The following is a 20,424-nucleotide window of genomic DNA, read 5'->3' on the forward strand; positions in this document are numbered from 1 at the left end:
TGGGTGGAGGCACCCACATTCATGCCCGGGTTCGCAACCTGTGGCCCGGACAGGAACAATCAAGGGTGCGTGCCGCCCAGGGCGGTGCGGTGGTGAGACGCTGCACGGGGTCGCGCCCAAGAGTCGGTGGCGTGACCCGTACGGGGAGGTGGCAGGCAAGTGGTGGATCAGCTGACGCAGCACGATCCGCGACGGATCGGGCCGTTCGAGGTGCTGGGACGGCTGGGTGCGGGCGGCATGGGGCTGGTCTATCTCGCGCGCTCGGCGTCCGGGCGGCGCGTGGCGATCAAGACGGTCCGTACGGAACTCGCCGAGGACCAGCTCTTCCGCGTCCGCTTCACCCGCGAGGTGGAGGCGGCGCGGGCGGTCTCCGGGTTCTACACGGCGGCCGTCGTCGACGCCGATCCCCGCGCGGCCGTGCCCTGGCTGGCCACCGCGTACGTTCCGGCGCCGTCGCTCGAAGAGATAGTGAACGAGTGCGGGCCGCTGCCCGCGCAGGCCGTGCGCTGGCTCGCCGCCGGGGTCGCCGAGGCCCTCCAGTCCATCCACGGCGCGGGCCTGGTCCACCGCGACCTCAAGCCGTCCAACGTCCTCGTCGTCGAGGACGGCCCCCGCGTCATCGACTTCGGCATCGCCTCCGGCGTCTCGAACACCCGTTTGACCATGACGAACGTCGCCGTCGGCACCCCCGCCTACATGTCCCCGGAGCAGGCCAAGGACTCCCGCAGCGTCACCGGCGCAAGCGATGTCTTCTCGCTCGGCTCGATGCTGGTCTTCGCCGCCACCGGGCACCCGCCCTTCCACGGCGCCAACCCGGTCGAGACCGTCTTCATGCTGCTGCGCGAGGAACCCGACCTGGAGGGCCTGCCCGACGAGCTGCGCCCGCTGATCGACTCCTGCATGCAGATGGAGGCCACCGGCCGCCCCGGCCCCGCCGACCTCCAGTCCCAGCTGGCCCCGCACCTGTACGGCTCCGGCTCCGACGACAGCGGAACGGCGTCCGCGTGGCTGCCGGAGAGCGCCGTCGCCCTCATCGAGGCCCGCCGAGGCGGCCGGCCCGCGCTGAAACCGGGCCCCGCGGGCGCACGCCCCCTCCCCATCCCGCCGCCGCCCTCCCACGACCCGGTGATCCCGGCGCCCCCGCTGCCGGTCGGCGCCCCGGATGTCGGCCCGGTCCGGCTGGCCGGCGCCCAGGTCCCGATCGGCCCGGGTCCCCGCGTCACCGACGTCCGCGCCGCCGCCGTCAAGGCCCCGCCCCCCGAGTCCGCCCTCTCCGGCTCCTGGGCGAAACCCCGGACCGGAATCAACGGCGCCGACCCCGTCGTCCCCGTACCTCCGCCGTTGCCCCCGGAGACCCCGAACGGCTGGCGCCCCTGGCGGTTCCGGATGTCCAACGACGTCTGGGGCACCCCCTCCGTCGACGGCGACCTCGTCTACGTCACCTCCTTCGAGGTGCACGCCCTGGACGTGGCGACCGGCCGCCGCCGTTTCAAGACCCGGGACGTCGCCTGGTCCATGGCCGTCGCCGACGGGCGCATCCACGCCTCCGACGGGCCGACCCTGTTCGCTCTGGAGGCCCGCGAGGGCGCCGACCTGTGGCGGCTGTCCACCGACGCGTGGGTGTACTCGCTCCAGGCCGACCGGGGCACCGTCGTCACCGGCAGCCGGGGCGGCGGCGTCCAGGCCTGGGAGGCCTCCAGCGGGCAGAAGCTGTGGGAGATCACCGGCTGCCAGACCGACTTCGAGTCGCCCGAGGCCGGGCCCGCCGTCCACGAGGGCACCGTCTACGTCTGGCAGGACGCCCGGCTGCGCGCCCTCGACGCCCGCACCGGCGACGAACGCTGGTCCTACCCCGTCGGCGACGCCGGTTCCTGCGGCGGCGTACCGATCCGCCTCACCCACGCGCCCGACGGATACGTCTATCTCTCCGCCGGCACCCGCGTCCTCGCCCTCGACGTGGCGAGCGGCCAGGTGAAGTGGCACTTCGAGGCACCGGCCGCGTTCCTGTCGCCGCCCGCCTTCGTGCCCGGGCCCGCCGTCACCGGCGGTGGCGTCTACCTCGCCGACTACCTCGGCACCGTCTACGCCCTCGACGCCGCCGACGGACGTGACCGCTGGCGCATCGCCACCGAGTCCCGCGCCTCCATCGACCCCGTCCTGGTCGCCGCCGGACACGTCCACGTCGGCAGCGGCAAGGGCCTCTACACGCTGGACGCGGTCACGGGCACCCCCAAATGGCGGTTCCAGGCGGGCGGCGACATCGTGGGCGCCCCCACGGTCGCCGAGGGCCGTATCCACTTCGGCTCCACCGACCACCTCCTCTACACCCTGAAGGCCGACGACGGCCGGCTGCGCTGGAAACTCGCCACCGGCGGCGAGATCACCGGCTCCCCGGTCGTCCGCGACGGCGTCGTCTACGCGTGCAGCAAGGACCGCTGCGTGTACGCCCTGGACGCGGAGAAGGGCACCGGAACGGCCCGCACGGCCTGACGGCACAACTGGAGCGACGGCACAGTTGGAGTGACGGCAGCCCTGGGGCGACGGCACCCAGGGACATGACGGTTCAACGGCTCGGGGTGACCCGGGTCCGAGGCGCCCGGTCGGGAATCCCCGGCCGGGCGCCTCGCCGTTGCCCCGCAGCCGCGCTCCCCGCGCTCCCCGTTGCTCTCCCGCCCCCGTTGGGTCTCCCCGTTCTCGTTGTTTCCCGGTGAAACCTCCCCCGCCGATTGATTCCCGCCATGTTCGCCGCCGACCGGTGGGATACGTCCGGGTGACGTGCGGGTGAACGGAGCCGGCAGATGGCTGTCCGTCGGCAACGGCCTGGTGAGTGGTTGTTGAACGACGTCCCAGCGGCGGGTCAAGTAATTGATTCCGGTGGGGGAGCGAGTTCCTGAACAACTCCTGTGCGGCGAATCTCGGTTCCAGACGCCGGGCGCACACTGCCGGCGCGCTTCACTCGGATTCGGCACCAGCGCCGAACGCACATGAGGAGAACACAGTGACGGTCAACGCCGGCACGGGCAGTGGTGGGGACTCCGTGGTCGCACGGAAGAAGAAGAGCAGGAAGTGGATGGGGCTGGCCACGCTGGCCCTGGCCCCGATGGTGCTGCTGGCGTCCCCCGGCATCGCCTCGGCCGACAGCCAGGAGTGCCTGGGCAACTCGGAGAACTCCTCCCACGACATGGCCGGAAACTGGTCCACCGACCACCAGACCACGTCGGTGAGCCTCCAGCAGGCCAGCAAGACCTGGCAGGACTGGATCTGGCGCGGCCCGACGTTCCAGTGCCCGTGGAACGTTCCCAGCTGCTCCTACGCCTGGCAGCAGGCGAAGACCACCGGCTGGCAGTGGTCCGCCGGTCTCAGCGTCAAGGTCCCGATCCCCGTCATCGGCAACGACCTGGCGAGCCTCACCCCGTCGTACAACCAGAGCGGCTCCACCACCACGTCGTTCACCTTCACCACCAACCTGAGCCCGGGCCAGTTCGCCCAGCCGATCCAGGTCGTCGAGCGCCGCTGGACGTCGGGTGTCTACCAGGGCATCTACCACAGCAACGGTTCGCGCTGCCTGGTCAACTCGACCAACCCGAACGGCAAGGCCTACGAGTACACCTGGTCCCCCAACGAGCGCTGGGGCAGCTGGGCGACCAACCTCCGCGTCAGCGACTACGGCACGTACAACGTCTGGACCAACTGACGCCATCAGCTCATGACGGCGGCACCCCCCAGCCGTCATGATCTGGTCCGACCGTGACTCCGTCCGACTTGGCCTCCTCCGGTCGTGATCCCGTCCGGTCGTGACCAGCGCGCTGAGGCATCCCGCTGACCACCGGGATGCCTCAGCGTCCCCCTCGTTCCTCCGTACCGCCCCCACCCCCAGGACTTGATCCCATGATGGTGCGCCGTTCCCTCCGTGCCGCCGCCGCAGGTTCGCTCGCGGCGCTCGCCCTCGGCCTGCTGGCCGGCTGCGACAGCTCCACCCACGCCACGGCCTCGGCCACCGCCGGGACCAGCGCGCCCGCCGCGAGCCCGAGCCCCACGCCCTCGGTGAAGACGCTGCCGCCCTCGGAACTCTGCACCGTCCTGACCACCGGCGTCGCCCGCACCCTCGTCCCCACCGCCCGCCTCACGGCCCGCGTCCAGCCCAACAAGGGCACCGCGCCCGACGTCTGCGACTACAGCGCCCCCGACGGCACGGCCACGCTGTCCCTCACCCCGGCCACCCGCACCTACGCCGCCGAACTCTCCGCCGCCCACGATCTGAGCGCCCACCCCGCCGCCGCCGGGATGAGCAAGGTGCTGGTCGACCCGGTGAGCGGCCTCGGCACCCAGGCGTTCCGCGAGACCGCGTACCAGACACAGGCCCGGCAGAGCATCACGTTCGTGGTGTGGAACGCGGGCACCCGCAACTGGGTCCTGACCCTCGCGAAGACGTCCGCCACCCCGACGACCCCGCCCACCGCGACGAACGACCCGGTCGTCAAGGTCGCCCGCACCCTCACGGCGAAGCTCCCCACCAAGAAGTGAGCCGCTGTGAAGCCTCTGTGGCGGTCGGGGCACGGTGACATGGCCGTGACAGGCGCTCACTAGGGTTGCCGGTATGCATGTACGGGGAAGCACGATCAGGTTCACGGCGGTCATCGGGCTGGTGGTCCTGGCGTTGTCCGGGTTCTCGACCGGCCGCCACCACACCACCAGCCGCCACGGCAGCAGTGGCAGCGGCGGCGGGTGCAGCAGCTCCAGCCAGGACCACGACAGCTCATCCGGCTCAGGTACTACGGGTGGCTCGGGTACTACGGGCGCCTCAAGTACTACGGGTGGCTCCGGTGGCTCCGACAGCGCCTACGACGACGATGAGAGCAACGACGGTGACGGCAGCGGGAGCGGCCCGGTCCGTCGGCCCGGGTACCGTGCCACGCCCAGTTCCTCGGCGAGCGGCGGCAACGCGTCGCTCTCGCGGGACGGCACGGCCAGGCTGGTGCGGTGCGCCACCGCGGCCGAGCCCTACACCACCGTCGAGGTCAGCAACCCGAACGGGCGCAGGGGCACCTTCGAGGCCTGGGTCTCCTTCGAGGACAAGGGCGGCCGGCAGCTCGACTACGTCTCCGTCGACGTCACCGTGTCCGCGAAGGGCACGGCGACGGGGCGGGTACGGGCCGAGGCGTACGTCGTCGAGGACCTCGCCCACTGCGTCGTCGAAGAGCGGGCCCCGCTCGACACCTGACCCCGACCTCACCTTGCGAGATCCTCGACAGCCAACCGAGGGGCGGGAATCGATCTCCCGCCCCTCTGTCGCTCGCCCCCCGGCGAGCGACCCCCCATCGCCCGTCCCCCGGCGGGCGACCCCCGTTGCTCGCCCCCCCGGCGAGCTGTTCCCCCGTGGCTCGTCCCCCGGCGAGCCTTTCCCTTCGCCCGTCCCCCGGCGAGCGGTTCCGCGAGGGTCAGTGGGCCGGCTTGAAGGAATCCGTGGTGGCGTGGATGTCCTTGATCTCCGTGTCCGGCTCGGTGGCGGCGACCTCGGTGAGCTTCGGCGGCTCGGCCGTGGCGTGCAGGCCGAGGGCGGCCGGTTCGGTCGTGGCGTGGATGTCGCCCCTCGTCACGATGTCCTCGAAGGTGTCGGCGTCGGCGTCCCGCGTCGTCGCGGGCCCGGTGGTGATGTGCGAGTCCTCGGGCCTGACCGTCCTGCTCATAGGTCTCAACTCCCCTTCCACGTCGTACAAGGGGGCCGGTGGACAGAGACCGCCTGGTCACTCCCCCGGGGGTGACCAGACGGCTCTTCCGGGCCGTGAGGCCCCTGCGGTGGTCTGTCTGCCCCCCGACGCGACGGACCATCTGCGTACAGCATCGCTCACGTGCATAAACGAATGATGAACGGCGGCGGCGAGCGCCGTCAGGCGGCCTGTGCGGGAGCCAGCAGCTCGCGCACCTCGGCCAGCTCCGGCGACCCCAACTCCTCGTAGATCAGGGCCGCTTCCTGCCAGCACACCTGGGCGCGGCCGGTCTGGCCGATCCGGGCCAGGGCCCGCCCGAGGACCGTCAGGACGTTGCCGCGCCGCCACTCGCCGCCCAGGCCGCGCAGCACCGACAGGGCCAACTCCGCGTTGGCCGCGGCCTGCGCGGGACGCCGGGCGGCGAGGTCGACCTCCGCAAGCCGGAACAGGCTCATGCCCTCCCACAGCCGCTGCCGGCTGTCCCGGAACACCGCGAGGGCCTCCCGCAGCCGTTCCGTCGCCGCCGTCAACTCGCCGCTCTGGGTGAGCGCGAGGCCCAGCGCGTACCGGCCGTTGGCGCCGCGCAGGGCGTTGTCCATGGCGTCGTAGATGGCGATGCCCTGCCGGGCCAGGGCGACCGCGCTCGTGGTGCGGCCGGTGGCGAGGTGGATGCGGGAGAGGTTGCACAGGGAGCTGGCCTCGCCGGGTCGGTCGCCGAGGGTGCGGAAGTGCTCGATCGCGGCGGACAGGTGCTCCTCGCCGTCGTCGTGCCGGTTCTGGTAGAGGGCGATGACGCCGCGCGCGTTGCGGGTCCAGCACACCGGCAGCAGGTCGTCCGCCGCCAGCGCGAGCCGCGCCGCCCGCTCCGCCTCCCGGTCGGCCTGCTGGAACCGGCCGCTGACGTGGTGCACGGTGACGAGGGTGACCAGGGCGCGGGCCTCGGCGCGCGGGTCGCTTCTCAGGCGCGCGGATTCGAGGAGCGCCTCCGCCGTCGCCTCGTACGCCCGCGCGTTCGCCCCCGACTCGGACAGGTCGTGCGCCGCCCACAGCAGGTCGATCGCGCGGGCCAGGTCCTGCGGCCGGGCGGCGGCCTGCCGCACGCACGCCAGCAGACAGATCGCCTCCGCGTACAGCCAGTCCTGCGCCGCGTGCCGGTCGGCGAACGCGAACCCGGGGTGCGCGGCGGGCGCCAGATGGTCCACCAGCGCGTCGCCTGGCCGCTCGATCGCGTACACGGCGACCGCGCCGGACAGGTAGAAGTCGAGCAGCCGGGAGAGCGCCGCGTCGGGCTCGGTGGGCGGCCACTCGTCCCGCTCCGCGCAGGACCGCGCGTACAGCCGCACCAGATCGTGGAACCGGTACCGGCCGGGCGCCGCCGACTCCAACAGCGAGGTGTCGACGAGGGCTTCGAGCAGATCCTCGGTCTCCGCCACCGGCAGATCGAGAACGGCGGCGGCCGCGGCCAGCGACAGATCGGGACCGTCGGCAAGCCCGAGCAGCCGGAACGCGCGGGCCTGCGCCGGTTCCAGCTGCCCGTAGCCCAGCTCGAACGTCGCCTTGACCGCGAGGTCACCGGCCTGCAACTCGTCGAGGCGGCGGCGTTCGTCGGCGAGCTTCGCGGCCAGCACGGAGACCGTCCAGGTCCGCCTGCTCGCCAGCCGGGACGCCGCTATCCGGATCGCCAACGGCAGGAAACCGCAGGCCGCGACGACATCGAGGGCCGCCTCCCGCTCGGCGGCGACCCGCTCGGCGCCGACGATCTTCGTGAACAGCGACAGCGCCTCGTCGGGGGCCATCACGTCCAGGTCGACCGAGTGCGCACCGGCGAGGTCGAGCATCCGCACCCGGGAGGTGACCAGCGCGGCGCAGCCCTCCGTGCCGGGCAGCAGCGGGCGCACCTGGGCGGCGTCCCGGGCGTTGTCCAGGAACACCAGGACCCGGCGCCCGTCCAGGGCCGAGCGGTACAGGGCGGCCCGGTCCTCCAGGGAGGCGGGGATCGCGGACTCGCTGGTGCCCAGGGCGCGCAGGAAGGAGCCGAGGACCGTCTCCGGGTCGGCGGGACGCGGCCCGGCGCCCTGGAGATCGACGTAGAGCTGTCCGTCGGGGAACGCGGCCCGCGCCTGGTGGGCGACGTGCACGGCGAGGGTCGTCTTGCCGACGCCGCCGATGCCCGCGACCGCGGAGACCGCCATCACCCGGCCCTCCACCGACGTGAGCACCTCGCTCAGCTCGGCGACGAACCCCGCCCGCCCGGTGAAGTCGGGCACCGTCGCCGGGAGTTGCGCGGGCCGCCGGGGCGGCGCGGATATCGGCGCCGGGGTCGGGGCGGGCGGTTCGGCGAGGTCGGGATCGGCGCGCAGGATGCGCTGCTGGAGATCCTTGAGGCCGGGGCGCGGGTCGACGCCCAGCTCGTCGGCGAGCAGGCGGCGCGTGTCGGCGTACACGGCGAGCGCCTCGGCCTGCCGCCCGCTGCGGTACAGGGCCAGCATCAGCAGCTCACGCGGCCGCTCCCGCAAGGGGTGTTCGGCGGTGAGCGCGGTCAACTCCGAGACGGACTCGGCGTGGCAGCCCTGCTCCAGGTCCATGTCCAGGCGGGTTTCGAGGAGTTGGAGGCGCCACTCCTCCAGGCGGACCCGCTGCGCCTCCGCGTACGGGCCCGGCACCCCGGCCAGCGCCTCGCCGTCCCACAGGGCCAGCGCCCGGCCCAGCGCGTCCCGGGCCAGCGCTAAGTCACCCGCGGTGCGGGCCTTCTCCGCCTCGGCGGACAGATCCTGCGCGATGGTGACATCGAGGGCGCCGTCGCCGAGTCCGCGTACGGCGTACCCGCCGGACTCGCTGACCAGCACCTCGGGGCCGAGCACCTTGCGCAGCCGGGACGCGTACGTGCGCACCGCGGCCAACGCCTGCGAGGGCGGGGCGTCGGCCCACAGCGCGTCGATCAGTTCGGCGGAGGTCGCGGTGCGGCCCTCGCGCAGCAACAGGGCGGCCAGCAGCGCGCGTTGCTGCGGGGAGCCGGTGGCGAGGGGCGCGCCGCCCCGCCAGGCGCGGACCGGGCCGAGCACGCCGAAGCCGAGTGCCAGGGTCGCGGCCGGTGTCTCGGGGTGCCGCTGCTCCGGCGCGCGCGGCGCCTCCGGCTCCCGCGGTACGTCCATCGCCGTCCCCCTCAACCCTGTGACCAACCCTGTCAGTTTGCCTTGTTCACGCCATCTGCGTCAGCTCCGGAGGGTGCAATCACGCGTCGGCTCGCGGGATGTCACAAACCCCTCACATGCTCTTCGCCCCAGGGCGCCGCCCCACAGTCTGCTGACGGACCATCAGATGGGTGTCACGGTGGCCGCCATGGGCACCGAATCCTCGTTTCCGCTGATCATCTCGGTGGACGACCACACGGTGGAGCCCCCGAAGGTATGACAGAACCGGTTGCCGAAGAAGTACCAGGGCGCCAGGCCGCCCCTCGTCCGGACCGCGTTGAGGGAAATGTCCTTCCTGGGCGGCCATTTCAAGCCAGTCAGGGGCGAGCCGGGTGATCCGGGCCCGGCCGGGGACCATCCGCCCGGGCGGCAGGGGACCCCCTAGGCCCCCTAGAAACCCCTGTTCGGGGCTGGCGTGATCTATTCCGTTTCTCCACTCTGATTCACTGGCGCAAGTACCTCCGCGAGGGTCCCTTTGTGCGAAGCCCGTGATTCCGGCGCCGGTCTTGCGCCCGTAGCGCGAAGAAAGCGCGAGCAATGGCAGGAAAGAAATGAATGATTTCGACAGCCCGATGACGATGTCCCCGGATTCCGAGGACGGGGAATCCCGCGCACTGTGTCCCCTGGAGTCGCTGTATCTGGCGGTCCGGGACCGGATCGTCGTGACGGCGGTCGTCGAGGGCGACGTGGACAAGGGGCTTCTCGCCTGGGCGTTCACCGCCCGGGTGGCCCAGCACGCCGCGCTGCGCTGCCGCATCGACACCCAGGACGGACGCCCCGTCTTCCGCCCGCTCGACCCGGCCGAACTGCCCGTCCTCACCGTGCGCCCCGGCGGCTTCGCGCAGGCCGAGGAGGAACGGAACACGCCGATGCCGGTCGGCGGGCCCCTCGTGCGGGCCGTCCTGCTGAGCGACGGCCGCCGGCACCTCCTCGTGCTGAGCGCGGACCACGTCATCTGCGACGGCCGCAGCCTGTACGCCCTGCACGCCGACGTCTGGGAGACCTACGGCCAACTCGCCGGCGGCGGCCGCGTCACGGTGCCCCCGCCGCAGCCCCTGTCCCCGTCCCTGTCCCGGCTGCTGCCACCGAGCCGCCCCGAGGACATCGACGGCTACCGGACCCGCCTGGTCGAACAGATCCGTCGGCAACCCGTCGCCATGCTCCCCTACGAGGCACGGCCCACCGGCAGCCCCCCGGCCACCGTCCAGGCCTCCCGGGTCCTGCTCCAACCCGGCGTCGCCGCCGCCCTGTTGCGGCGGGCCCGGGAGGCCGGGGTGTCGTCGCACAGCCTGATCGGCGCGGCCCTGCTGCTCACCGTCAGGCGCCGCCTCGACCGGGACGCGGGGCCGTTGACGCTGGCCCTGTCGTCCCCGGTCGACCTGCGCGGCCGACTGCGCCCCACGACCACCGCTGACGCCCTGGTCGTCGCCGTCGCCCCGCACACCTGCCTGGTCACCGTGGACCGGGACTCCGACCCGGTGGAGCTGGCCCAGACCATCGGTGACGACCTGCGCGGATTCATCCACCGGGGCGAACACGTCTACCAGGCGAGGCTCCTCGAACACCTCGCCGACCACCCCGAACTCATGACGTCGACGGTCCTGCTCAGCAGCCTGCACGCCTACCCCGCGCCGCGCCTGCCCGCCGGGCTGCGCCTGACCGACCTGCGCACGGTCTTCGCGTTCGACCAGTACTACCCGGAGACCGGCCGGGGCGGCCTGACCGCCCTCGTCCTCGCCTTCGAGGGCCACCTCGCCGTCGAACTCGCCTACGGCCCCGACTGTTTCAGCGACGAACAGATCGAGGAGATCAGGGGCGGCCTCCGGGACACCCTGACGACCTGGGCCGAACAGGGCCTGTGACGGACACCGACCCGTAAGGGTCCTCGGCGGGGGCGGCGGTCCGTGAGAGCCGGGTCGACCAGAATCCCGAAACCATTCCACCGACCTCGTCGCCGGACATCCGGGCGAGGCCCGGCGGATTTCACCCGACGGCTCCCGAACGGTCAAAGGAGAAGTTAAATTCCATGGAATTTCGCGTGCGCGAACCCTTGAATTCCGGGAGCGAGGGCGGGTTCCTCCTCCCGCATTTCCCGGTCGCCCCCCACCCCTTCCGGGACCGCCCATGACCGGCCCACTGGTACGGCAGGCCCGCGTAATGATGACGGAGGCGCACCGGTGACCGCCGTCGGCCAGGAACAGAACGTCCGGGAGTTGCTGGCCCAGGCGCGCGACCTCACCGAACCCGCCCTGCGCGAAGCCGTCAACCGGCTTCCGCAGCCCACCCGTTCGGTCGCGGAGTTCCACTTCGGCTGGCGTGCCCACAAGCGCCACCCGGCCACCGGCGACTGGGGCAAGGGCATCCGCCCCGGCCTCGTCCTCGCCGCCGCGCGGGCCATGGGAGCAGCACCGGAGCGGGCCGCGTCGGCGGCGGCCGGTGTCGAACTCGTCCACAACTTCACCCTGATCCACGACGACCTCATGGACCGGGACGCCCTGCGCCGCGGCCGCCCCACGGTCTGGGCGCTCTTCGGTGACCCGCAGGCCGTCCTCACCGGCGACGCGCTCCTCGTCGTCGCGATGCAGACCCTGGCCGGCGAACCGGCGCTGCTGAGCGAACTGTGCGCCACCCTGCTCTGTCTGGTCGCGGGCCAGGGCGCCGACCTCGCCTTCGAACGCCGTACCGACGTGAGCCTTCAGGAGTGCCTGACGATGGCGGCCGGGAAGACCGCCGCCCTGCTGTCGAGCGCCTGCGCCCTGGGCGGCCTGGTGGCGGGCGCGGAGCCCTGGCGGACCGACGCGCTGCGCCGGTTCGGCCACCACCTGGGGCTCGCCTTCCAGCTCGTCGACGACCTCCTCGGGATCTGGGGCCGCAGCGCGGTGTCCGGCAAACCGGTCGGCGCCGACCTGCGCCGACGCAAGAACTCCCTCCCGGTCGTGGCGGCGTTCGCGGCGGGCGGCCCCGACGCCCGCCGACTGGCCGAGCTGTACCGGCGCGAGAACGGCGCCCTCGGCGACCCCGACATCGAGGAGGCGGCCCGCCTGATCGAACGGGCGGGCGGCCGCGCCTGGGCACAGGAGGAGGCCGAACGTCAGCGCACCGCCGCGCTCGCCGCCCTCACCGACGCCGCCCCCGACCCCACCGGCGCCCACCACCTCACCCAACTCGCCCACGCGATCACGTCCCGGGGACGGTGAGCGGGGGGAGCGCGGGAGCAGGCGCCGGGACCGGTCGACACGGCCGCCGGTATCACCGTTCAGCCGTCGAACACGGGCCGCCGACACCGACGTTCAGCCGTCGAACGTGGCGGACGGCACCGACGTTCGGACGTGTCCGACGGCTCCGGCTCAGTCGTCGAGGTCCACGCGGATGGTGAGGAGGTGGGCGCCGACGGCTCGGACGACCGCGCTGTTCATGCGGGGCAGGGCGCGGAGGCGGACGGTGGGGTCGTCGTCGGGGAGGAGGTGGGCGGTGCCGGTGTGCCAGCGGCCGCGCAGCCGGACCCTGATCCGGGGGTCGGCCTTGATGTTGCGGACGTACTGCGCGCGCTCCCCGAACTCCGACACCAGCCAGAACGCGTCACCCACCCGGCGCCCGCCGACCGGGGTGCGCCGGGGCAGACCCGAGGCGCGGCCGGTCGTCTCCAGCAGGGTCTGGGCGGGCATCCGGCGCTGCAACGGGTTGACGACCCGGCGTTGCAGCGCGCTGACCGCCCGGTACTTGCGTTCGGCTCGACCGGACATCGCATCTCCTGGGAACGTGAGGGTGCCTCCCACTGTCCCGCGCATTCCCGTCGGCGTCGACCGGAGAACCGGAACGTCAGCCCCGGCCCAGGAAGATCGGGTTGGTGAACGCCGCGAGGGCGCCCGGGAGTTGAGGCGACGTCGGCTGGTGCCTGACCTCCGCCCGGACATACGCCGCGTACCCGGCCGTCGTCCGCCACTCCAGCGAGCCCGCCCCGTCGGACGGGATCGGAGCGCCGGTGAGCAGGACCCCCTCGTCGGTGACCAGCCGAGCCGTGCAGCCCGGTGCGCCGGTCACGTCGAGGCGAACGGTGAGGGGGGCGTCGGACGCGACCGGGAGCCGTTCGCCGATGCCCGCGCGCAGGCCACGGCCGCCGGTCGCCGTGAACGTCAGGGCGACGTCCTTGCTCTCCGCGACATAGGAACGGCCCGCGCGGATGCCGTCCTGGATGGCCGCGCGGGTCAGGTCGTCGGCGAGCACCACCGTCTGCGGCAGCCCCACCACGTCCGGATCGCGGTGCGCGTCACTGTTGCCCATCGCCGGGAGCCAGTCCGCGCGCCCGCCGCGCACGGCGGCGACCAGGAGGTTGTCCCACTCCGCGAGCGTCACCTCGTCGTCGGGGGTGTAGGGACCGTTCCACACCTCCACCGCGTCCGCCTCCCCGAAGCCGAACTTCCAGCCGCAGCCCACGCACGTCGCGTGCGGGTGGGCCGGTACGACCAGGCCGCCGGAGCGCCGGATCTGCCGGGCGTAGGCGCCGAACCGGTGGTCGCGGGCCCGGTAGCGCCAGTCGACGAAGGTGCCCGGGTCGGTGCCGAGGGCCACCACATGACCGTTGCGGGTGGTGATCTCCTCACCGAGCAGGATCAGCAGGTCGTCGCCGGCCGACTCGGCCCAGTGCGGATGCGCGGCGTGCGTGTTGTGGTCGGAGCTGTTGAGGAAGTCGAGCCCGGCCGCGCGGGCCAGCGCCGCGATCTCGGCCGGGGTGCGGCGGCCGTCCGAGTACCAGGAGTGCAGATGGCAGTCCCCCCGGTACCAGTCCCGCCCCCGCCCCCTGGCCCGCTCCGGCGGATGGACCGGCGTCGGGGTGGTGCCCGGCTCACCGAACGCCAACGTCACCGTCACCTCGTACGTCAGACCCTGCGGGGCGACGGTGTAGGGGCCCAGCGCGACATGCCAGGTACCGGCCCGCACCGGGCCCGGCAGATAGCCCGGCGTCGCGTCGTCCGCGCGCACGAAGAACTCCGTGCGCGCCCCGCCCGACCAGCCCCGAAAGCCCCGGCCGCCGAGGCCGGTGCCCCGCTCGTCGAAGAGGCCGATGTCGAGGGCGTTGCCCGCGGTACCGGTCGGGACGGTGGGCCGGTCGTAGCTGTAGGAGACGCTCAACTCCCTGACCCCGGGCGGCACTTCGACGGGCACGTAGACGTAGTCCGGCGATCCGGTGGGCAGTGTGCCCCGGATGGTCCGTGACTGCGGCGTCCGGTCCTGCCCTGCGGCCGAGGCGAAGGTCACGCCGCCCACGGTGAGCGCGGTCGCCGCGCCCGTCACGAGAAGCGCGCGTCGTCCGATGTCGTGGCTGTCCTCACCCATGCGGCCACCATCGGGGAGACGCGCGGACGCCACCAGCACCCCGACCGAGAATTCCAGCGAAACCTTTCCCGCACGTCCGTTCACCCACCTCTTCGGCCCGACGCCCCCGGCATATGGCTCGTTCACGCAGGTCACAGCGCCAGCCCGGGAGGTAGCGTCGATCCAGCCACGTCACCGAGGCGATCCAGGCCACCGAAGCCGTCGCGACGGTCGCGACTGTCGAGCCACCCTCAAGTCAGCCACGTTGTCCGAGGACGGGAAGAGTCATGCGTATCTCCGTAACGGTCATCCTCACCGACGAGACGATCCCCCCGACCCGGCTCGCCCGGGAACTGGAACAGCGCGGTTTCGCCGGGCTCTACCTGCCCGAGCACACGCACATCCCGACCGAGCGGACCAGCCCCTACCCCGGGGGCGGCGAGCCGACCCGCCAACTGGGCCGCACCCTCGACCCGTTGGTCGCCCTCGGCCAGGCCGCCGCCGTGACGGAACGGCTCGGTCTCGGTACCGGCATCTCCCTGGTCGCCCAGCACGACCCGATCGACCTGGCCAAGCAGATCGCCACCCTGGACCACCTCTCCGGCGGCCGTTTCACACTCGGCGTCGGCTACGGCTGGAACGTCGAGGAGGCCGCCGACCACGGCGTCGTCTGGCGTACCCGACGCGAACTGGTCCGGGACCGGATCGCCCTGATGCAAGCCCTGTGGACCGAGCAACCGACCGGCTACGAGGGCGAGTTCAACAGCGTCCGGCCCAGCCTCGCGTACCCCAAGCCGGTCCAGGCGCCGCGCGGTCCGGTGGTCGGCCCGCGCACGCTCATCGGCGGGGGTGCGGGGCCGAAGATGTTCGCCCACATCAGCGCGTACGCGGACGGGTGGCTGCCGATCGGTGGGGGCGGGTTGGGGGAGTCGCTGCCGGTGCTGCGGGCGGCGTGGGAGGACGCGGGGCGCGACCCGGGCGCCCTCCAGGTCGTCCCGTTCGCCGTCGTGCCGACCCGGGCGAAGCTCGACCACTATGCCGGCCTCGGCATCGAGGAGATCGTCGTCTCGATCGAGGCGACGGGAGAGAAGGAGACGTTGACGTCCCTGGACACCTACGCGGAGTTCCTCCCCGGGGGCCGCGACGCGGTGTAACGGGGGTTAGGGGTACTCGCGGGGGTTGGGGGTACTGGCGGGGGTTAGGGGGTCTAACGGACGTGAGGGGTGGGCGCGTTGGCGAGTGGGGGCCCGTCCGCGAGAGGGTGTCGGCCGAGTTAGACGGTCTAACGGGGGTAAGGGGTACATGCGTATGGTTGCCCCCTGTCGCCCGCCGCGCCCGCCTCGTCCCTTCGGCCCCCGCCGCACCCCGCGCCACCGCAGCTCGCCGCGTCCCGCACCCCGCGCCCCCGCCGCGACCCGCATCACCGCAGCTCACCCCGGGGCGTGACCGGCGTCACCGTGGGCGGCGTTGAAGAGGTGCCCAGAGGGCCCGCAATGTGATCTGCCCCACGTCAGGGTTCTGTCAGGAAACTGACCGGCCCGCGTCAAACTCCCGTGTTTGCATGTGCTCATCGAGGCTGATCCGCCCCACCACCGAGGAGAGCCCATGGCTGACACCCTGACCGGTACCGCCCCCGAAGCGGGCGGCACCGTTCCTGAGTTCCCGATGGCCCGGGAGTCCCGGTGCCCCTTCGACCCGCCGCCCGCGCTCAAGGAACTCCAGAGCCAGGCGCCGCTGGTCAAGGTGCGGCTGTGGGACGGCAGCGAGTCCTGGCTCGTGACCCGGTACGCCGACCAGCGGGCCCTGCTGGGCGACGCGCGGGTCAGCGCCGACACCGACCAGCCCGGCTACCCGACCAAGGCCAGCCCCGAGGGCGGCGAAGGCAAGCTCAGCTTCATCATGATGGACGACCCCGAGCACGCCCGGCTGCGCCGGATGGTGACGGCGCCGTTCGCCGTGAAGAAGATCGAGGCCATGCGGCCCGCGGTGCAGCGCATCGTGGACGAGCTGATCGACGACATGCTGGCCAAGGGCGGCCCGCTGGACCTGGTGGACGCGTTCGCGCTGCCGATCCCCTCGCTGGTGATCTGCGAACTCCTCGGCGTGCCCTACGAGGAGCACGAGTTCTTCCAGGAGAACACCAAGACCATGGTCCGCACGACCGCCACCCCCCAGGAGCGGGGCGTGGCCACGCGCGAGGTCGCGGGCTACCTGGCCACCCTCATCGGCAAGCGCATCGCCGATCCCAAGGACGACCTGATCTCCAGCATCGCCGCCCGCGTCCCGGCCGGTGAGCTGACCCACGAGGAAGCGACGCAGATGGCGTTGCTCCTGCTGATCGCGGGTCACGAGACCACCGCCAACATGATCGCGCTCGGCACGCTGGCCCTCCTCCAGAACCCCGACCAGCTGAAGCTGTTGCGCGAGTCCGACGACCCGAAGCTGGTCGCCTCCGCCGTCGAGGAGCTCCTGCGCTACCTGCACATCACCCACCTCGGCCGGCGCCGCGCGGTGACCGAGGACATCGAGATCGCGGGCCAGGTCATCAAGGCCGGCGAGGGCGTCATCATGGTCAACGAGATCGGCAACCGTGACCCCGAGGTGTTCGAGGACCCCGACCGCCTCGACATCACCCGCGACGCCCGCCGCCACGTCGCCTTCGGCTTCGGCGTCCACCAGTGCCTCGGCCAGCCGCTGGCCCGCATGGAACTCCAGGTCGTCTACAGCACGCTGTACAAGCGCATCCCGACGCTGAAGCTGGCCGCCGACTCCCTCGACGACGTCCGCTTCAAGAACGACGCGTTCATCTACGGCGTCCACGAACTGCCCGTCACCTGGTGACCGTCCGGTGGCCCCCACCGGCGCACCGCCCCCCTACCCGAAGACCCGCGTGACGACGTGCGTGCGGACGCGCGTCGTGGAGAAAGGAGACCGACCATGAAGGTGGAACTCGAAGCCGACAAGTGCGTCGCGTCCGGACAGTGCGTGCTCGCGGCGATGGACATATTCGACCAGGACGACGACGGCATCGCGATCCTCCTGGAGGAGACGCCCGCCGCCGAGCAGCTCGACGACGTCAAGGAAGCCATCGCCGTCTGCCCGGCCGCCGCGATCCGCCTGGTCGAAGGATGAGGAACATCGTCGTCGTCGGCGCCTCGGCCGCCGGACTCGCGGCGGTCGAGACGGCCCGCCGCGAGGGCTTCGACGGCACCCTCACCCTCATCGGCGACGAACAGCTCGCCCCGTACGACCGCCCGCCGCTGTCCAAGCAGTTGCTGGCCGCCGACTGGGAGCCCGAGAAGCTCGCCCTGCGCACCGCCGACGACCTGGCCGGGCTCGGCCTCGACCTGCGGCTCGGCGTGGCCGCGACCGGCCTGAGCCTCACCGACCGGGTGGTCGAGCTGGCCGACGGTTCCTCGGTGCCGTACGACGGCCTCGTCATCGCGACCGGGGTGCGGCCGCGCCGGCTGCCCTCGGCGGGCGGACATGTGCTGCGCACCCTGGACGACGCCCTGCGGCTGCGGGACCGGTTGACGCCGGGCAGCCGACTGGTGATCGTCGGCGCCGGGTTCCTCGGCGCCGAGGCCGCCGCCGTCGCCTGGCGCCTGGGCTGCGAGGTCACGCTCCTCGAACCCGCCCCGGTGCCGCTGGCCCACGCCGTCGGCACCGACGTCGGTGAGGTGCTGACCCGCGCCCACCTGGAACGCGGCGTCAACCTGCGCTGCGGTGTCACCGTGGCCGAGGTGACCGAGAACGGCGTCCGGCTCGCCGACGGTGAACTCGTCGAGGCCGACGAGGTGTTGATCGCCATCGGCTCGGTGCCCAACACCGAGTGGCTGGAGGGCAGCGGACTCGCCGTCGGTGACGGTGTCGTGTGCGACGAGTACTGCGAGGCGGCGCGGAACGTGTACGCGGCCGGTGACGTGGCCCGCTGGTACAACCCGCTGTTCGGCACCTCGATGCGGATCGAGCACCGCACCAACGCCGCCGAACAGGGCATGGCCGCCGCCCGCAACCTGCTCAACCCGGACGCGCGCAAGCCGTTCGCGCCGGTGCCGTACTTCTGGTCCGACCAGTACGACATGAAGGTCCAGGCCTACGGCTACCTGCGCGGCCACGACGAGGTACGGATCGTGGAAGGGGACCTGGCCGAGCGGAAGTTCGTCGCCGCGTACCGCACCGGCGACCGGCTCTCCGGCGCCCTCGCGGTCGGCGTGCCGCCCCGGCAGCTGCGGCAGTGGCGCCAGTCCATCGCCACCGGCGCCGACTGGGACACCGCCGTGCGCCCGGCCGCCCCCGCCACGGGGTCCTGACCCCGGGCCGGTGAACGGCGTCGACCCCGTGCCCGGCACCGGGCCGCGGTCGCTCCCGAACGGCGGCCGCGGTCCGGCCAGGACCCCGGCCGCCGTCGCCCCCCGAGGCACCCCCCCCGAGGCACCCCCACCCGCGACGGCCGACGCGGCGCCCTCTCGACCGGCGCCGCCCGCACCGTCGTTGCCTCCACTCAGCGCGCGGACACCGGGCGCGACACCGCACCCGCACGGGCCGATCCGGCGCGTCCGGGCGGTGGCCGCGCGTACTGCACGACCCCTTTTTCTCCCGCACCCCCCACACAGGAGACCCAGGAGACAATGATGTCCAACACTCCAGCCGCCCCGCCGTCCACGGCAACGGCCCACGAGGAACGTCTGCTGATCGACGGAGAGCTGCGCGGCGCGGCGGACGGCGCCACGTTCGAGGTGCTCAACCCGGCCGACGGCACCGTTCTCGGCACGGTGGCCGACGCCGGCCAGGACGACATGCGCGCGGCGATCGCGGCGGCCCGGCGCGCGTTCGACGAGACGGAATGGGCCGTCGACCACGCCTTCCGCAAGCGCTGCCTGACCCAGCTCCTGGACGCGCTGATCGAGGAGAAGGAGGCGCTGCGCGAGGAACTCATCGCGGAGGTCGGCGCCCCGCGCATGCTCACCTACAGCGCGCAGTTGGAAGACCCGCTGAAGAAGTTCCAGTGGCACATCGACGAGATCGACCGGTTCGAGTGGGTGCGCCGGATCGACGACGCCGTCAGCCGCGCCGGTGAACCCACCGAGCGGTGGGTCCTCAAGGAGGCCGTCGGCGTCGTCTCCGCCATCACCCCGTGGAACTTCCCCTTCGGGCTGATGATCGTCAAGCTCGCCGGGGCGCTCGCCGCGGGCAACACCGTCGTCGCCAAGCCGGCGCCCGAGACCCCGTGGAACGCCACCCGCATCGGCCGGCTCGTCGCCGAGCGCACCGACATCCCGGCCGGTGTGGTCAACCTGGTGACGACCAGCGACCGGGACACCGCCGAACTCCTGCTGACCGACCCGCGCGTCGACATGGTGACGTTCACCGGGTCCACGGTCACCGGGCAGCGCGTCCTGGAGTGCGCCGCGCCGACCTTCAAGCGCACCATGCTGGAACTGGGCGGCAAGAGCGCCTCCGTCATCCTCGACGACGCCGACCTCACCCAGGCGATCCCGGCGGCGCTCGGCGCCCTCGCCCACTCCGGGCAGGGCTGCGCGCTGCCGACCCGGCTGCTCGTGCAGCGCGGTGTCTACGACCAGGTCGTCGCCGGTCTCACCCAGGCGTTCCAGCACGCCCCCTGGGGCGACCCCGCGGAGCCGGGCACGCTGGCCGGCCCGATCATCTCCGCCCGGCAGCGCGACCGGGTCGCCGACTACATCCGCGTCGGCCAGGAGGAGGGCGCCAAGCTCGCCGCCGGCGGCAACGTTCCCGACCGGCCCGGCTTCTGGATCGAGCCGACCCTCTTCGTCGACGTCGACAACGCCTCGACCATCGCGCAGGAGGAGATCTTCGGCCCGGTACTCACGGTGACGCCGTTCGACACCGACGACGAGGCGATCACGCTGGCCAACGCCAGCCGCTACGGCCTGTCCGGATACGTCCAGTCGGCCTCGCGGGAACGCGCGCTGCGCATCGCCCGCGCCATCCGCACCGGCACCTTCATGATCAACGGTGGTTCGTACTCCGGCGGGGACGCCCCGTTCGGCGGCTACAAGGCCAGCGGCATCGGCCGTGAAGGCGGCCGGGAGGGCTTCGAGGCCTTCACCGAGACCAAGACCATCGGCTCGGCCCTCCCGCTCCCGCTCGCCTGACGCGAGCCCCGCAGCCAGCCCCCACCGCAGCCCCCCGCAGCAGCCCCGCGCCGGACACCGGCGCGGGTGAGAGGA

15 protein-coding genes and 1 pseudogene are annotated in these 20,424 nt (G+C 72.7%); 12 read left to right on the top strand and 4 right to left on the bottom strand.

Going from position 1 to position 20,424, the window contains the following annotated elements:
• The first annotated feature begins 159 nt into the window (after positions 1-159).
• From ACIQOU_RS16755 to ACIQOU_RS16770, 4 genes are all read left to right on the top strand, one after another.
• Complete coding sequence (locus ACIQOU_RS16755; RefSeq protein ID WP_401537460.1) at positions 160-2,490, top strand: PQQ-binding-like beta-propeller repeat protein; 2,331 nt, start codon at positions 160-162, stop codon at positions 2,488-2,490.
• Between the two features lie 508 nt (positions 2,491-2,998).
• A complete protein-coding gene (locus tag ACIQOU_RS16760) occupies positions 2,999-3,694 on the top strand; it encodes a hypothetical protein (protein ID WP_401537461.1) in 696 nt (231 codons plus the stop codon).
• Positions 3,695-3,888: 194 nt separating this feature from the next.
• Positions 3,889-4,524 carry a hypothetical protein gene (locus ACIQOU_RS16765; RefSeq protein ID WP_401537462.1) on the top strand — a complete coding sequence of 212 codons (636 nt, stop codon included), beginning with the start codon at positions 3,889-3,891 and terminating at the stop codon, positions 4,522-4,524.
• A gap of 73 nt (positions 4,525-4,597) precedes the next feature.
• Positions 4,598-5,221 carry a hypothetical protein gene (locus tag ACIQOU_RS16770; protein WP_401537463.1) on the top strand — a complete coding sequence of 208 codons (624 nt, stop codon included), beginning with the start codon at positions 4,598-4,600 and terminating at the stop codon, positions 5,219-5,221.
• Between the two features lie 217 nt (positions 5,222-5,438).
• Here ACIQOU_RS16770 and ACIQOU_RS16775 read toward each other — a convergent pair whose 3' ends face one another.
• Together ACIQOU_RS16775 and ACIQOU_RS16780 are read right to left on the bottom strand one after the other, a co-directional pair.
• Positions 5,439-5,687 (bottom strand): hypothetical protein, encoded by a 249-nt coding sequence (locus ACIQOU_RS16775; protein ID WP_401537464.1) that lies wholly within the window; start codon positions 5,685-5,687, stop codon positions 5,439-5,441.
• A gap of 200 nt (positions 5,688-5,887) precedes the next feature.
• Complete coding sequence (locus tag ACIQOU_RS16780; protein WP_401537465.1) at positions 5,888-8,860, bottom strand: BTAD domain-containing putative transcriptional regulator; 2,973 nt, start codon at positions 8,858-8,860, stop codon at positions 5,888-5,890.
• 166 nt (positions 8,861-9,026) lie between these two features.
• Between ACIQOU_RS16780 and ACIQOU_RS16785 the strand changes: the two are divergent.
• From ACIQOU_RS16785 to ACIQOU_RS16795, 3 genes and pseudogenes are all read left to right on the top strand, one after another.
• A pseudogene (locus tag ACIQOU_RS16785) lies at positions 9,027-9,254 on the top strand (amidohydrolase); the annotation flags it as partial.
• A gap of 196 nt (positions 9,255-9,450) precedes the next feature.
• A complete protein-coding gene (locus ACIQOU_RS16790) occupies positions 9,451-10,761 on the top strand; it encodes a condensation domain-containing protein (RefSeq protein ID WP_401537466.1) in 1,311 nt (436 codons plus the stop codon).
• Between the two features lie 315 nt (positions 10,762-11,076).
• Complete coding sequence (locus tag ACIQOU_RS16795; protein WP_401537467.1) at positions 11,077-12,096, top strand: polyprenyl synthetase family protein; 1,020 nt, start codon at positions 11,077-11,079, stop codon at positions 12,094-12,096.
• Positions 12,097-12,246: 150 nt separating this feature from the next.
• Here the strand turns inward: ACIQOU_RS16795 and ACIQOU_RS16800 are convergent, their stop codons facing one another.
• Positions 12,247-12,642 carry a nitroreductase/quinone reductase family protein gene (locus tag ACIQOU_RS16800; RefSeq protein WP_401537468.1) on the bottom strand — a complete coding sequence of 132 codons (396 nt, stop codon included), beginning with the start codon at positions 12,640-12,642 and terminating at the stop codon, positions 12,247-12,249.
• A 76-nt stretch (positions 12,643-12,718) separates the two neighbouring features.
• Complete coding sequence (locus ACIQOU_RS16805) at positions 12,719-14,233, bottom strand: CehA/McbA family metallohydrolase (protein ID WP_401537469.1); 1,515 nt, start codon at positions 14,231-14,233, stop codon at positions 12,719-12,721.
• A 266-nt stretch (positions 14,234-14,499) separates the two neighbouring features.
• Here ACIQOU_RS16805 and ACIQOU_RS16810 point away from each other — a divergent pair, with 266 nt between their 5' ends.
• The 5 genes from ACIQOU_RS16810 (at position 14,500) to ACIQOU_RS16830 (ending at position 20,349) form a co-directional block, all read left to right on the top strand.
• Positions 14,500-15,366: an LLM class F420-dependent oxidoreductase gene (locus tag ACIQOU_RS16810; RefSeq protein WP_401537470.1), complete on the top strand. Its 867-nt coding sequence runs from the start codon at positions 14,500-14,502 to the stop codon at positions 15,364-15,366.
• 451 nt (positions 15,367-15,817) lie between these two features.
• Positions 15,818-17,053, top strand: coding sequence for a cytochrome P450 (locus tag ACIQOU_RS16815; protein WP_401537471.1), 1,236 nt, complete (start codon positions 15,818-15,820; stop codon positions 17,051-17,053).
• A 96-nt stretch (positions 17,054-17,149) separates the two neighbouring features.
• Positions 17,150-17,344 (top strand): ferredoxin, encoded by a 195-nt coding sequence (locus ACIQOU_RS16820; protein ID WP_401537472.1) that lies wholly within the window; start codon positions 17,150-17,152, stop codon positions 17,342-17,344.
• Complete coding sequence (locus ACIQOU_RS16825) at positions 17,341-18,525, top strand: NAD(P)/FAD-dependent oxidoreductase (RefSeq protein WP_401537473.1); 1,185 nt, start codon at positions 17,341-17,343, stop codon at positions 18,523-18,525. The genes ACIQOU_RS16820 and ACIQOU_RS16825 overlap by 4 nt, the downstream gene beginning before the upstream one ends.
• 321 nt (positions 18,526-18,846) lie before the next feature.
• Complete coding sequence (locus ACIQOU_RS16830) at positions 18,847-20,349, top strand: aldehyde dehydrogenase family protein (RefSeq protein WP_401537474.1); 1,503 nt, start codon at positions 18,847-18,849, stop codon at positions 20,347-20,349.
• Positions 20,350-20,424 lie beyond the last annotated feature (75 nt).

Origin of the sequence: Streptomyces sp. NPDC091279, assembly GCF_044757465.1 — a bacterium.
In the GTDB taxonomy this organism is placed as follows: Bacteria; Actinomycetota; Actinomycetes; order Streptomycetales; family Streptomycetaceae; genus Streptomyces.

Coding starts and splice junctions, on each gene's coding strand:
- ACIQOU_RS16820 (WP_401537472.1), top strand. CDS start 17,150: ATGAAGGTGGAACTCGAAGCCGACAAGTGCGTCGCGTCCGGACAGTGC.
- ACIQOU_RS16825 (WP_401537473.1), top strand. CDS start 17,341: ATGAGGAACATCGTCGTCGTCGGCGCCTCGGCCGCCGGACTCGCGGCG.
- ACIQOU_RS16800 (WP_401537468.1), bottom strand. CDS start 12,642: ATGTCCGGTCGAGCCGAACGCAAGTACCGGGCGGTCAGCGCGCTGCAA.
- ACIQOU_RS16790 (WP_401537466.1), top strand. CDS start 9,451: ATGAATGATTTCGACAGCCCGATGACGATGTCCCCGGATTCCGAGGAC.
- ACIQOU_RS16815 (WP_401537471.1), top strand. CDS start 15,818: ATGGCTGACACCCTGACCGGTACCGCCCCCGAAGCGGGCGGCACCGTT.
- ACIQOU_RS16805 (WP_401537469.1), bottom strand. CDS start 14,233: ATGGGTGAGGACAGCCACGACATCGGACGACGCGCGCTTCTCGTGACG.
- ACIQOU_RS16770 (WP_401537463.1), top strand. CDS start 4,598: ATGCATGTACGGGGAAGCACGATCAGGTTCACGGCGGTCATCGGGCTG.
- ACIQOU_RS16765 (WP_401537462.1), top strand. CDS start 3,889: ATGATGGTGCGCCGTTCCCTCCGTGCCGCCGCCGCAGGTTCGCTCGCG.
- ACIQOU_RS16775 (WP_401537464.1), bottom strand. CDS start 5,687: ATGAGCAGGACGGTCAGGCCCGAGGACTCGCACATCACCACCGGGCCC.
- ACIQOU_RS16830 (WP_401537474.1), top strand. CDS start 18,847: ATGTCCAACACTCCAGCCGCCCCGCCGTCCACGGCAACGGCCCACGAG.
- ACIQOU_RS16780 (WP_401537465.1), bottom strand. CDS start 8,860: ATGGACGTACCGCGGGAGCCGGAGGCGCCGCGCGCGCCGGAGCAGCGG.
- ACIQOU_RS16810 (WP_401537470.1), top strand. CDS start 14,500: ATGCGTATCTCCGTAACGGTCATCCTCACCGACGAGACGATCCCCCCG.